11 protein-coding genes are annotated in these 14,163 nt (G+C 57.3%); 2 read left to right on the forward strand and 9 right to left on the reverse strand.

Features of this window, described 5'->3' with window-relative positions; translation table 11 throughout:
* Window positions 1-4 precede the first annotated feature (4 nt).
* The 9 genes from ACR0LI_RS05950 to ACR0LI_RS05990 form a co-directional block, all read right to left on the reverse strand.
* The gene (locus ACR0LI_RS05950) at window positions 5-460 is read right to left on the reverse strand and encodes a cytochrome c-type biogenesis protein (protein ID WP_480490111.1); all 456 of its coding nucleotides are present in this window, start codon (window positions 458-460) and stop codon (window positions 5-7) included.
* On the reverse strand, window positions 457-2,421 hold the full coding sequence (locus ACR0LI_RS05955) for a heme lyase CcmF/NrfE family subunit (protein ID WP_171116071.1): 1,965 nt from the start codon (window positions 2,419-2,421) through the stop codon (window positions 457-459). Before ACR0LI_RS05955 ends, ACR0LI_RS05950 begins: the two co-directional genes overlap by 4 nt.
* Before the next feature lie 75 nt (window positions 2,422-2,496).
* The gene (locus tag ACR0LI_RS05960; RefSeq protein ID WP_480490110.1) at window positions 2,497-3,075 is read right to left on the reverse strand and encodes a holin family protein; all 579 of its coding nucleotides are present in this window, start codon (window positions 3,073-3,075) and stop codon (window positions 2,497-2,499) included.
* Window positions 3,066-3,677 (reverse strand): holin-associated N-acetylmuramidase, encoded by a 612-nt coding sequence (locus ACR0LI_RS05965; RefSeq protein WP_480490108.1) that lies wholly within the window; start codon window positions 3,675-3,677, stop codon window positions 3,066-3,068. Before ACR0LI_RS05965 ends, ACR0LI_RS05960 begins: the two co-directional genes overlap by 10 nt.
* Window positions 3,678-3,795: 118 nt before the next feature.
* Entirely contained in the window at window positions 3,796-4,242 is a 447-nt protein-coding gene (gene ccmE, locus ACR0LI_RS05970) for a cytochrome c maturation protein CcmE (protein ID WP_171116077.1), read from the reverse strand.
* A 7-nt stretch (window positions 4,243-4,249) separates the two neighbouring features.
* Complete coding sequence (argC, locus tag ACR0LI_RS05975; RefSeq protein WP_480487468.1) at window positions 4,250-5,278, reverse strand: N-acetyl-gamma-glutamyl-phosphate reductase; 1,029 nt, start codon at window positions 5,276-5,278, stop codon at window positions 4,250-4,252.
* A 94-nt stretch (window positions 5,279-5,372) separates the two neighbouring features.
* Window positions 5,373-6,182 (reverse strand): glutamate racemase, encoded by an 810-nt coding sequence (locus tag ACR0LI_RS05980; protein ID WP_171632695.1) that lies wholly within the window; start codon window positions 6,180-6,182, stop codon window positions 5,373-5,375.
* Between the two features lie 8 nt (window positions 6,183-6,190).
* Window positions 6,191-7,069, reverse strand: coding sequence for a lysophospholipid acyltransferase family protein (locus ACR0LI_RS05985; RefSeq protein WP_171632698.1), 879 nt, complete (start codon window positions 7,067-7,069; stop codon window positions 6,191-6,193).
* Between the two features lie 78 nt (window positions 7,070-7,147).
* On the reverse strand, window positions 7,148-10,567 hold the full coding sequence (locus ACR0LI_RS05990) for an indolepyruvate ferredoxin oxidoreductase family protein (protein ID WP_480718178.1): 3,420 nt from the start codon (window positions 10,565-10,567) through the stop codon (window positions 7,148-7,150).
* 169 nt (window positions 10,568-10,736) lie between these two features.
* Between ACR0LI_RS05990 and ACR0LI_RS05995 the strand changes: the two genes are divergently transcribed.
* Together ACR0LI_RS05995 and ACR0LI_RS06000 are read left to right on the forward strand one after the other, a co-directional pair.
* Window positions 10,737-11,645, forward strand: a complete 909-nt coding sequence (locus ACR0LI_RS05995; RefSeq protein WP_171116088.1) for a LysR family transcriptional regulator — start codon at window positions 10,737-10,739, stop codon at window positions 11,643-11,645.
* A 269-nt stretch (window positions 11,646-11,914) separates the two neighbouring features.
* Window positions 11,915-14,161 (forward strand): mechanosensitive ion channel domain-containing protein, encoded by a 2,247-nt coding sequence (locus ACR0LI_RS06000; RefSeq protein WP_209833232.1) that lies wholly within the window; start codon window positions 11,915-11,917, stop codon window positions 14,159-14,161.
* Window positions 14,162-14,163 lie beyond the last annotated feature (2 nt).

The raw sequence follows: 14,163 nt of genomic DNA on the forward strand, positions 1-14,163 counted from the left end.
CGCGTCAGTCTTCAAGAATTTGACGCAGACGTTCTTTTTCGTCCTCACTCAACGCGGCAGAGTCCACTGACGCACGGGCCTTGGACCGGGTACGGAGAAAGTTCAACCCAACCGCTGCAGCGATCAACAGCATGATTGGCCCGGCCAGCCACAAAAACAGGTTCGAGCCGCTGGCAGTCGGTTTCAGAAGTACGTATTCGCCATACCGATCAACGATAAACGCGATCGCCTGTTCGTCCGTATCCCCAGCCACCAACCGTTCCCGCAACAACACGCGCAGATCACGCGCCAAATCCGCGTTGCTTTCGTCGATGCTCTCATTGCGGCACACAAGGCAACGCAGTCCGGCGCTGAGATCCCGCGCACGCTGTTCCAGAACCGGATCATCCAGAACCTCGTCAGGCTGCACCGCAAAGACAGGGGTTGCGAACATCATCACAATCAGAACAAGGCGTTTCATTCCGCAGGTACTCCGCCGACCGGGGTTTTTCTTGCGCCTGCGGCCACGCGGAAGCGCCTGTCACACAGGCTCAGGACACCGCCAAGCGCCATCAGGATACAGCCGCCCCAGATCCAGTTTGCCAGCGGCTTGATATAGGTTCGCATCACCCAGCCACCATCTGCCTGTTGATCGCCGATCACGACGTAAAGGTCCCCGAGGAAACGATAATCGATCGCCGCTTCGGTCGTGGGCATCCGCGCAACGGGGTAGTCCCGTTTTTCCGGGTGCAATGTCCCGATCGGACGGCCATTCTTTTCAACCAGAACATCCGCCGTAGTCGAAAAATAGTTCGGCCCCTCGACCCGACGGACATCTTGCAGCGTCAGCGTGAACTGTCCCACTTCGAAAGGTTGGTTGGGTTGGGCGACACGAATATCCTCGTCCTCCCACGCAGTCAGGCCTGCAATGGCAAAGATGGTAACACCCAGCCCGGTATGAGCAACGGCTTTACCCCAATCCGCCCCAGGCAGACGGAACAAGCGTTTCAGGCTGCCATTGCGCCCCGTACGGCTCCACAGATCAACGATGGCGCCAAATGTAATCCACGCCCCAAGGAACAGACCCACCGGCCCCAAAGCGCTGCGGCCGGTCTGCATCGCCCAAACCAACAGGGCAATCGCCAAGGCGAGACCAAAGGCATAGCGCAGCGACCAGGCCGTTTTTCCAATCCGCCCGCGTTTCCACGGCAACATGGCCCCGATGGGAAGGATCAATCCCAGCAAAACCATGAATGGGGAGAATGCAGCGTTGAAAAACGGCGCTCCGACCGAGAGTTTGCGATCAAACATCATCTCGGCCACCATCGGCCACATGGTACCGACAAAGACCACGAAACAACTGACCGCCAGCAGGACGTTGTTTACGATTAGCGCGCTTTCGCGGCTGACCATGCCGAAAACACCCTTGGCCTCCATCGCCTGCGCCCGCGCGGCAAACAAAGTCAGCGCCCCGCCGATGAAAACCACCAGAATGAACAGGATGAACACCCCGCGTTCCGGGTCATTGGCAAAGGCGTGAACCGAGGTCAGCAGCCCCGAACGAACGATGAATGTTCCGATCAGCGAAAACCCAAAGGCAATGATTGCCAGCAGGATGGTCCAGCTTTTCAGCGCCTCGCGCTTTTCAACAACAATTGCCGAATGCAGCAGCGCTGCCGCCAGGAGCCACGGCATGAAAGAAGCGTTCTCAACCGGATCCCAGAACCAGAAGCCGCCCCAGCCCAGCTCGTAATAGGCCCACCAGGACCCCAGCGCGATGCCGATTGTCAAAAACACCCAGGCGGCCAGCGTCCATGGGCGAACCCAGCGGCCCCATGCCGCATCGATACGCCCTTCGATCAGCGCCGCGATGGCAAAACTGAACGCCATGCTCAGCCCCACATAGCCGAGATACAGAAACGGCGGATGGAAGGCCAAACCGGGATCCTGCAACAACGGGTTCAAATCCCGCCCGTCAAACGGCGCGATTGCCAGCCGGTCAAACGGGTTCGAGGTAAACAGTATGAAAGCAAAAAATGCCACAGCAATGGCAGATTGAACCGCAAGCACACGCGCCTTCAGGCTTGGGGGCAACCCGCCCCCAAAGAACGCCGCCATCGCTCCGAACAGCGTGACAATCAGCACCCAAAGCAACATCGATCCTTCGTGGTTTCCCCACGTCCCGCTGATCTTGTAGATCATCGGCTTGGCCGAATGACTGTTTTCGACCACGATCCGCAGCGAAAAGTCCGACACGATGAATGCCCAGATCAGCGCACCGAAGGAAAATGCAGTCAGCAGAAACTGGACGATGGCAGCAGGCTCGGCAAAAGCCATCCAGCCGGTCCAGTTTTTTGACGCACCGATCAGAGGCACCACGCTTTGTACGATGGCGACGAAAAAGGCGAGGATGAGGGCGAAATGGCCAAGCTCTGTAATCATGCCCCGGAATATACTGCGAGGCCGAACCGGGGGCCATTAACTTTCGCACGATCCGGGGGCACATAGTGTCGCGGGTCAAAGCCCTCGAAGCTTGCGCCAATCGGTCAATGCTGGATTCGCATCAGGACGCGAGGCGTTCTGCATCAGGTTGCCATCAGGGCCGGGGTCGGCGACGCCCGGGCTGTCGCTGCGCATGGCCCGTACTGTTTCTATGTTCCCCATGACCGTCGGCAACCGCTGCATGGCTGCGCCTATATCCCGCTGAAAATCCTGCATTTTGCTCTGATGGCGCGCGCCAAAATAGAAAGACACAATCACGCCCAGCAACCACCAAAGAGGTTCCGGCACCAGCGCAATGCCCTGCATGCGTTCAGCGAACCACAGCGGATCCACCATTGCGGCAACAAACAATCCCAGCGTTCCAAGTGCCAACGCCGGGCGCGGCAACCGATTCACGCCATCCATAACGCGGTCGTACAGTCCTTTTTGAGGAACCACGAACTCTCGGCCGAACTGCGTCATTGCCTGACTTTGCAACTCTGTCGCGCGCTCGGCACGGGACTCGGCGTTTTCCCGGTATATTTCAACCGTCTCACGCACAGCGTTGCGACCGCCCCCAAACAGCAGCGCCAATACCCCCGAGATCAACCCCATGCCGCAACCCTTTCCTTGAATTCACTTTCCGTAAGACGATAGCGTGGCGACAGAAACTCTTCGGCCCGTTTGATCCAGCCTCCTTTGCCACCGGATCGGGTGCGCGCGTATTTTCTGGATGCCGGGCGTTTGTCGGCCAGCCGAAAGTAATAGTTCCGCCGCGCCACACCATACGCATCGCGCAACGCGTTGGGGTCTGGTTGGGCCGCGTCTTCGCACGCCTGTGCCGTTTGCGCGCCGATCACGCCATCTGCCACGACGTCAAACCCCATATCACGCAAAAGCCGTTGCAGGATTATTACTGCTTGCGCACCGGCATTGACGTACATGTCAAAAACAGGGGCATGCAGAACATCTGGCAACAGCACGATGCGTGGCTTTTCAAAGTAGTGCTGAACAAAGATGTCGACCGCCTCGCGCTGAGTAAGCGCCCGGACATCCGCCACGTCAACCAGCCCATCCCCGGTCCGATCCAGTCCAAGCCGGCGCATCGTATGGATGGTGACACCGAATTTGGTTGCCCCGCCCGGATCGTCCGGGTCATTCACGTACCCGCCTTCCCGACGCACAATTTCATTGGCAATCTGCCGAACCGTTTGCATAGCGCCCTCATTTCGTTGAATGGCGCTGACGATCCCGAAAAAGAATTAACAAGCCTGAACGACCGAGGGCGCTGCCCGCATCCCGCGCGCAACGCCCTCAACACAAATGTGGGTCAGGTCAGCTTTCTTCAGCCTCTTTGTACACGCCCTGCTCTTTCAACGCGTCCACGACTTCCTTCGGCATATAGGTTTCGTCATGTTTGGCAAGAATTTCCGTGGCTTCGAACACGCCGTTCACGTAACGTCCGGTGCCGACCATGCCCTGATTTTCCGAAAACAAATCAGGCAGAACCCCGGTGAAAGAAACCTTGACGCTTTCGCCGCCGTCGGTGACGACAAAATGTACGGTTTCGCCCTGCCCGCGGATGATCGAACCTTCTTCGACCAGGCCGCCAATCCGAAAGACCTCGGTCGGCTTGGGTGGTTCGGCAATCACCTGGCTTGGCGAGCGGAAAAAGTTGATCCCGTCGCGCATGGCATAGCCAATCAACGCCGTCGATGCCACCAAGGCAACGACAGCTACCAGAATGACTTGTACTCGGCGACGTTTCTTGAGCGTTTTCATACCGTCCTCACGGGAATAACGGTGCCATCATCAGGCCCCGGGTTTCAATCTCACCTAACATCAGGTTGGCGTTCTGCAAGGCTTGGCCACTGCTACCTTTTGTCAGGTTATCCAGCGCCGCGATCACGATCGCACGCCGTTCGATCCGATCTGCCACAACTCCGATATGACAGAAGTTGGACCCGCGCACATGGTGGGTCGATGGTGTCTCGCCCATCGGCAGCATCTGAATGAAAGGCTCATCCGCATAAGCCTTTGCAAGCGTTTCATAGATGCTCAGCGGGTCACCTTTTACGTAGGTCGTGGCCAGAATGCCCCGGTTTGCAGGGATCAGGTGCGGAGTGAACTGCACATGAACCGCACGACCGGCCAGCTTGGAAAACTCCTGATCGAACTCGCCGAGATGCCTGTGGGTCCCGCCGACGGCATAGGCGTTGGTGCCCTCGCTCAGTTCGGCGTGCAGCAGGTTTTCCTTCAGCGACCGCCCTGCCCCGGATACAGCACATTTCAGATCCAGCACGATATCGTCCAGATCAATCACCCCGGCAGAAACAAGCGGCCGCAGAACGTATTGACCGGTTGCCGCGTTGCACCCCGTACCCGCCACCAGCCGTGCGCCCCGGATTTCGTCGCGATAGAACTCGGTCAGGCCATAAACGGCCTCTTCCTGCTGCTCGAGCGCGGTATGCGGGTTTCCGTACCACTTTTCATATTCATCCGGGTCAGTCAGCCGGAAGTCAGCAGACAGATCGATGATCTTCAGATCCTTGGGCAGTGCACTGATCACTTCCTGGCTGGTCTTGTGCGGAAGGGCACAAAAACACAGATCGATCCGGGAAAAATCGATCTCGGAAATCTTGCACAAGTCCGGCAGATCCATGTGGCGCAGATGCGGGAAAACCTGCGCCATGGTCATCCCCGCCTTGCGTTCGGCGGCCAGCGCGGCGATTTCCATGTTAGGGTGTTCGGCGATCAGCCGCACCAGTTCCGCACCGGTATAACCCGAAGCGCCCAGAATTGCGATTTTATGGGTCATGTCAGACCTCTTCTCAACGTGTGTCACATGTTACGACCGCCGATGCGACGGTCTTGAAATAATGAAAGCAGAGCGGCCGCGTCCTTGACCGAAGTCAGGCAGCCTCGAATGTGATTTGTCGTCGGAGGAACTGTGTCGCCCGATCGCTCACCACATTGGGTTTCCCCGTCGTCAGGAACCCTCCCGGGCCACTACCCAGCATGTTGGGGTGGCGATGCAGATAATCCGCAAGGCTTTCCGCGACCAACTCCCCCTGGCTATAGACCTGCACGTCAGGTCCCAATGCCGCCTGAAACACGTCAGCCATTAGCGGGTAATGCGTACAGCCCAGAATGGCCGCCTGCGGTTCAGGCATCTTGCGCTTGAGGGCTTCCACATGGCTGCGCACCAGCGCCTCGGCCAGGATCATGTCACCGTCTTCAATGGCATCCACGACTCCACCACATGCCTGCGCCTCGACATCCACGCCAATTGCCCGGAACGCCAGCTCGCGCTGAAAGGCCCGGCTGGATACAGTGGCGGGCGTGGCGAACAAGGCGACATGCTTGACCGCCACTTCGCGTGGTGGGGAATTGTCGCCCCATTGCCGTTCGGTCAGGGCTTCGATCAAGGGAACAAAGACACCAAGCACACGTTTGCCTTCGGGCACGCCCTCTTCCTGCATCCGGCGCAGCGCCGCCGCGCTGGCTGTGTTGCAGGCCAGAATCACCAAGTTGCAGCCGCGATCCCAAAGGTCCTGCACGGCCTTTCGGGTCAGCTGATAGATGTCCTCGGCATCGCGCACACCGTATGGGGCATGCGCGCTGTCCGCGTAATACAGGAAATCAACGTCAGACAGTCGTGTCTGCGCGGCGCTCAGGACGGTAAGACCGCCCAATCCGGAATCAAAGATACCTACTGCCATTAGCCCCTTCAGGCGCGATGCCGTTCCTCAAATTCATAGCCATAGTCATAAGACTTCAGCGGTGTCGGAGACAGCTCATACGTCGCTTTGCGCAGGAAATCCATCATCTTGCGCGTATCCTTGCCCAGCGGATCCAGAATGTCGCGCCCGATAGGCGTGCCAATCACCACTTTGACCGGTGTATCGACACGTTTTTTGAATTCCTTGATCAGCAACCCCATGCGCAGGGTGTTGTGCATATGGCTAGCAATCTGAAACAGACGTGACGTGTGCCCGTCGAAGAACACCGGAACGACAGTGGCGTTGGATTTCGCCACCATTCGGGCCGTGAAACCGCGCCAACCCGGATCCATAGGATGGGCAAACGGATTAACGCCGGTGCTGACCGTACCCCCAGGGAAAATCCCGATCGCGCCGCCATCGCCAAGGTAATTCAATGCAGTCTTCCGCGTATCCAGGTTCAGTTTCACCGCTTCTTTCGTTTCATCAAACGAAACAGGCAAAACGATACGGTTCAGGTCTTCAGCCTTGCGGAAAACGCGATTTGCGAGAATTCGGAAATCACCACGGGTCTGAGACAATATATGCCCCATCATCAGCCCATCCAGAATTCCATATGGATGGTTTGCAATCAGGATAAGCGGACCTTCCTTGGGGATATTCGCCAGCGCGCCACCAACGACATCCAAGGTCAATCCATAGCGATCGACCATGACCGACCAAAAATCCCGACCCTTTGCGACTTCTTTTTCGTATCCGTCCGCCCGTTTGATCAGACGCAACCGTCCCGTGGTGTTCTCCATCAGCCTGATGACCAACCGCCCCCCCTTGGTTTCGGCGGAATGCGCATACGAGATCTCACGAACGACATGACGACGAGAAGACATGAAGGGCTCCGTTTTGCTGCCCGCAAAATAAGTACAAGCAACAGGTTTGACCAGCTATCGTGACACCCTTGTGACGAATTACTCTGCCGCAGCTTGCAATTCAGGCCCACCGCTGCGGATGACGGCCAGCAGCTCTTCTCGCCGTTTCGCAGCCTTGGCCTCATTTTCCCGCAGTACCGGCCCAAATCCGCGGATATCCAGCGGCAAACGAGCCAGGGCAGCAATCGCATCACGGGTGTCCTGCGACACCAAGGGCAGTACCTCGCGCATGTCCTTTTCATACTGTCGGATCAGGGCGCGCTCCATCTTGCGTTCGGATGAATATCCAAAAATGTCCAGTGGTGTGCCGCGCAATGCCTTGAGTTTGGTCAACAGCTTCAATGCAGTCAGGATGGATTCGCTGAACGCGCGCTTTTTCGGCCTGCCATTGCTACCCGATCCGCCGAATATCGGCGGGGCAAGGTGAAAGGTCATCTTGAAGTCACCATCAAACTCGGCCGCCGCTTTTTCCCGACTGGTCAGCAGAAGACGTGCAACCTCGTATTCGTCCTTGTATGACAACAGCTTGTGATACCCTTTCGCTACCGCTTCGCGCACATACGCGTCCTCGACACTGTCCACCAGCTTGCGGTACCGCCTGGCCAGCCGGGCGCTTTGATATTCCGTCAGGTGCTGCGCGCGAAACGCGATGATTTGGTCCAGTGCCTTGGGCATCTCGGCCACGGTCGGCGCAAGGATGGATTGCACGTCTTCCGGGTGCAGAACCGCCCAACGTCCGATATCAAACGCACGTTTGTTGCGTTCGACCGCCGTGCCGTTCAATTCGATGGCCTCAAAGATCGCCTGATGGCTGACCGGCAACAGCCCGCGCTGCCAGGTCGCGCCAAAGATCATCATGTTGGAATAGATTGAATCCCCCATCACCGCGCGCGCCAGTTCGGTCGCATCAAACAGCGAGACATCTTCTTTCAGCCGCGCTTGCAGGGCCAGTTCCAGCTGATCCGCCGGAATGCGGAACTCGGTATCACGCGTGAAGTCGCCCGTCACCGTTTCATGGCTGTTCACGACGGCCCCCGTACGTCCGGTGCGCGTCAGGCCCAACGTCTTTGCGCCGGCCGAGACCACCAGATCGCCACCGATCAGCGCGTGGGCCTCGCCAGTGGCGACGCGAATCGCGCTGATGTCCTCGGGGCGGTTGGCCAATCTACAGTGGATGTGGACTGCGCCGCCTTTTTGCGCCAGCCCCGCCATTTCCATCATGCCCGCGCCTTTTCCGTCGATCTGCGCCGCCTGCGCAAGGATGGCGCCAATGGTGACGACACCCGTACCGCCGACGCCGGTAATCACGACGTTGTGCGTGCCGGTGATCTTCGGCAGATCTGGTGTTGGCAAATCTGGCAGATCAATTTCGGTCGTCGCCTCTTTGCGAATTTTCGCGCCCGCAAGCGTCACGAATGACGGGCAGAAACCGTTCAAGCACGAGTAATCCTTGTTGCAGCTCGATTGATCAATGGCCCGCTTGCGGCCCAGCTCGGTCTGTTTGGGAACGATCGACACGCAGTTTGACTGTACACCGCAATCGCCGCAGCCTTCGCAGACATCGGTGTTGATGAACACGCGCTTGTCGGGATCGGGGAACGTACCGCGCTTGCGGCGGCGGCGCTTTTCGGCAGCGCAGGTTTGTACGTAAACGATGACCGATACGCCCTCGATCTCGCGAAACTTCTCCTGCACCTGCATGAGATCGGCACGCTCGTATGTCTGAACGCTGGCGGGTAGAGCCTTGAAGTTGACGTCCTCTTTTTCATCGTAAACCACGGCTACCTCTCGGACACCCATTGCCTTGACCTCGGCAACGATCCGTTCGGCGGTCAGGTCGCCTTCATTGTCCTGCCCGCCGGTCATGGCAACCGCGTCGTTGAACAATATCTTGAAGGTGATGTTCGTTCCTGCGGACAATGCAGCCCGGATCGCCTGAACGCCCGAATGGTTGTACGTGCCATCGCCAAGGTTCTGGAACACGTGCTTGGTCGTCGAAAACGGAGCCTCGCCGATCCAGTTGGCGCCTTCCCCTCCCATCTGAGTGAAACCGGTCGTCTCTCGATCCATCCATTGAACCATGTAGTGACAGCCAATACCGGCATAGGCGCGGCTGCCTTCCGGTACCCTTGTCGAGCTGTTATGCGGGCAGCCGGAACAGAAATACGGAAGCCGCGTGGCTATTTCCTGTGCGTTGTCGGCCCGGCGCGCTTCTGACAAAGACGCCAGCCCGGCCCGGATACCATCGGTCTCGCGCCCCTCTTCAATCAGGATCTCGCCCAGCTTTTCAGCGATCATGATCGGGTCAAGCGCACCGCGCGTCGGGAACAGTTCTTCGCGGTGCAGTGTCCCGGCACCGCCTTTGTACCAGCCATAGACCCGGCGTCCGCGCCGGTCGTCAAAGATGGCCTCTTTGACCTGAACCTCGATCAGCTTGCGCTTTTCTTCGACGATCACGATCAGGTCCAGCCCCTCGGCCCAATCGTGGAATCCGACCATATCCAGCGGGAAAGTCTGCCCCACCTTGTATGTGGTAATCCCCAGACGCTCGGCCTCGGCTTCGTTGATATTCAGAAGCGAAAGCGCATGTGTCAGGTCCAGCCAGTTCTTGCCCGCCGCGACAAAACCGATCTTGGCGCCGGGTTTGCCCCACATCCGCCTGTCCAGCTTGTTGGCGTGTGAAAACGTTTCGGCCGCGAACCTTTTGTAATCGATGACACGCGTTTCCTGCAGATGCGGCGTGTCGCCCAACCGGATGTTCAACCCACCTTCCGGCATGTCGAATTCTGGGATGACCATTTGCATCCGGTCCGGACTTCCATCCACGACCGAGGTGACTTCGATCGTGTCCTTCATCGTCTTCAGGCCCACCCAGACCCCCGCAAAACGGCTGAGTGCAAATCCGTAAATTCCATAATCAAGGATTTCCTGAACGCCAGCGGGGCTGACGATCGGCATGTACATGTCGACCAGCGACCATTCCGACTGATGCAGCACCGTCGAGCTTTCGCCGGTATGGTCATCGCCCATCGCCATGAGCACACCGCCATGTTTGGCTGTCCCTGCCATGTTTGCGTGGCGCATGACGTCACCGGACCGGTCAACGCCCGGCCCCTTGCCATACCAAAGCCCGAAGACCCCATCGAATTTGCCGTCGCCGCGCAGGCCCGCCTGCTGGCTGCCCCAAAGCGCGGTGGCCGCCAGGTCTTCGTTCAAACCGAATTGAAACGTGATATCGCTTTCGGCCAGTGGCTTTTGGGCCCGCATCATTTGCTGATCCACTGCCCCTAAAGGCGACCCGCGGTATCCGGTGACCAATCCCGCGGTGTTAAGGCCCGCTTGCCGGTCTCTGGCCTTTTGCATCAGCATCAAGCGCACAAGCGCCTGCGTTCCATTCAGAAGAACCGGGTTTTTCTCAAGATCGAACCGGTCGTTCAGCGTTATCTGTGGCTGGCTCATCAGACGTCTCCCCTCGTCAGATCAGTGTGCTATACTTGGATTTATTTTAGGTCATAATTTCTGACCTGTATAGAATTTATCCACTGATATGTAACGATTTCGTCCATTGAATGTAGAACTTGTCACCTATTTCATATAGGGCTTCTGAAAGATAACGAAAGTTGCGGTAATGGATTGGGACAAGCTTAGAATATTTCATGCGGTGGCCGATGCGGGCAGCCTTACGCACGCCGGAGACAAGCTGAACCTGTCTCAATCCGCCGTAAGCCGACAGATCCGCGCACTGGAAGAGTCTCTGGATGCCACTCTGTTCCACCGTCACGCGCGGGGGCTGATTCTCACCGAACAGGGCGAGTTGTTGTTTGACGCCACATCTGCCATGTCGAAACGGCTGGATGCCGCAGCCGCGCGTATTCGGGACAGCGAGGAAGAAGTCTTCGGTGTTTTGCGTGTCACAACGACCTTCGGCTTTGGTACACTCTGGCTGGCACCGCGCTTGCCGAAACTGTATGAGCAATACCCTGACCTGAACATCGACCTGATGCTTGAAGAACGCGTTCTGGATCTTCCGATGCGCGAAGCGGACGTCGCCATCCGCATGAAAGAGCCAAGCCAGGCCGACCTGGTGCGCAAGCGCCTTATGACCGTTCAGATGATGTTGTATGCAACCCAGGATTATATCGAGAACCACGGCGGCATGTTGCAGTCCCTGGAAGAGATCAAGGACCACCGTCTGATTTGTCAGACCCCTGCGGCGCCGCAGGTTGGCGCCAGTGCCGCCATGGTGCGCCACCTGATGACCTATAATCCCGGCTCTTTGCTGACTGTGAACAACTATTTTGGCGTGCTTCAGGGCGTTTTGCACAATCTGGGCATCGGTGTTCTGCCCGATTACGTCACACAGGATTTTCCGCACCTCGTGCCCATCCTGTCAGACATAGAAACCGCAGATGTTCCGGTTTATCTGGCTTACCCGGAAGAATTACGGCATTCAAAACGCGTTGGAGCGTTTCGCGATTTCGTGCAGGACGAAATCATCGCACAGCGTAAACAACTGAAACAGATGGGAAAACTGTAGCTATGCGTAAATAGCATAACGGACATGAAGTGTTCACAGGGTTAATTGTCTTGAACGTTCACTAACTGACCCCTAAATGAGCACTCGAAGGCGGTGATGCTGAAACGCTCATCATCTTCATACCTCCCTGTTGGACTACGGCCGAGCTTATAGCTCGGCCTTTTTTTTGGCTGGACCCTGCATTAAGTCAGCGAAAGCTCTGGGAAAAATACACGCATAGGCATATGATCCTCAAAAAACGATACAATTTCGTGTTTGAGGGAAAATACATGTTCCACCCACTCCGTCTGGTTTTGGCGCTCGTCTCCGCGTTATTCATGGCAGTGCCACTATATGCACAGGACTCCGGTTCAACTTCTACAGTGACCATCCCGGAAGACCTGACACCCGAGCAGGTCGACGATCTTGTTGCTCGCATGTCCGATGATCAGGTTCGCGCAATTCTGTTGGAACGCCTTGATGCCGTGGCGGAAAAACAAGCCGCCGAAAAAGCAAACGTAGAAGACCCGTTGACCGAGATAAGCGAGATCTGGGCTGAAATGGTCGCGTCCTGGACACATGTCCTGACCACGCTTCCCAACATAGTGACGGCGCAGATTACCGCGTTCAGCAATTTTAGCGATACGTTCGGATCGACCGGTGTCTTTACACTTATAGGGCTTGTCCTCTCTGTGCTTGTTGTCGGGTTCATTGCGGAAAAGCTGTTCATTTTCCTGACCCGACGCTGGCATGAAGCAACCGAAGCCGCGGACGAGGCCGACCTTTGGGGCGCCGTCAGATACCTGTTTCGCCGGTTCTGCCGCGAAATCGCCGGGCTGATCATTTTCTATGTAGTGATCCGCGCGGTGGGCCGCGGTCTTCTGACGACGGAACAGATCACCTATGCTGCACCGTTTGTATTCTATCTCATCTGGGTGCCGCGATTGGGTGCAGCAGCGTCCCGGTTTGTTCTGGCGCCGGAGAAGCCGCAATTTCGGTTGGTCAATATCGACGACCACTGGGCAAAGTACCTGCACCGTAACCTGATCGGTCTGTTGATCCTGATCGGGTTCACGCTGTTCGTCGTTCGGTTCAACGCACTCAATGGCGTCACGGGTGACGATACCCGCATTGGCTTCTGGCTGAACGCGGCAATTCACGTCTATATCGCCGCAATCGCCTGGACCGCGCGTGAAGGTCTGTCGCAGATGATGCTGGGGACAGACCCGGATCACACGAAATTCGATGAAGAAGTTGCACATTATTACCCCTATTTTGCCATCGGCGTTTCGGTGGCAATCTGGCTGCTGGTCGAGTTCCTGGTCGCGCAGCGTGATCCGGCAACATTGAGATTGCTGACCAGCGGCGCGCATTTCACGACGATGTTCTGGTTGTTGATTGCACCTGCGCTGGATACGCTGATCCGCGGTCTTGTGCGGCATTTGCAACCGCCAATGTCGGGCGAAGGCCCTCTTGCTGAACGCGCCTACCGTTCCGCGAAACGCAGCTACATCCGGATTGGTCGCGTTATCGCCGGCTTGGTCGTAGTTTTCATGATTGCACGCGTATGGCATCTTGACCTGCGCAATGTCGCTTCGGCCGGTGTCGGTGCCGAAGTCGGCGGTGCCGTGATCGAATTCCTGCTGATCATCGCCGTTGGCTATATCCTAAACGAGGTCGTCTCGCTCTGGATCAACCGCCGATTGGCCAAGGAACAGACTGCGGCCGAGGCGCTGGACGAAGAAGCAGGCGGTGAAGGCGGCGGTGTCGGCGGCTCTCGTCTGGCGACGGTTCTGCCCCTGATGCGGATCACGGCCCAGATTACGATTGCCGTGATTTTTGGCCTGCTGGCGCTGGGCGCATTGGGCATCAATATAACACCGCTTTTGGCCGGTGCCGGTGTTCTGGGACTGGCGATCGGTTTTGGTGCGCAGAAGCTGGTTGCTGATATCGTGGGCGGGGTTTTCTTCCTGATCGACGATGCCTTCCGCGTCGGAGAATATGTCGATGTCGGCGGCACGATGGGCACTGTCGAGAAAATCTCGGTTCGCTCGATGCAGTTGCGTCACCATCGCGGCCCTGTACACACGATACCCTACGGTGAGATTCAGAAGCTGACAAATTTCAGCCGCGACTGGGTGATCATGAAGCTGAAATTCACCGTGCCGTTCGACACCGATCCCAACAAGGTCAAGAAGATCTTCAAGAAGATCGGTGCTGAGATGATGGAGGACGAGACCCACAAGGATGGCTTCCTGCAACCGTTCAAGTCGCAAGGTGTGTTCGATTTTGACGATGTCGGCATGATCATCCGCGGCAAGTTCATGGCCAAGCCCGGCAAGCAGTTCACACTGCGCAAGGAGATCTTCAACCGGGTCAAGGCGGCCTTCAAGGAAAACGGCATCGACTTTGCCCGTCGCGAAGTGCGCGTTGCGATTCCGGGGCTGGACGACAATGAAAACCTAACCCCGGAACAAAAGACGGCTGTTGGTGCAGCAGCCGCAGCGCAGCTCAACAAGGATCAGGGATCGGCGTAAGC

The organism is Ruegeria sp. CL7 (assembly GCF_056536445.1).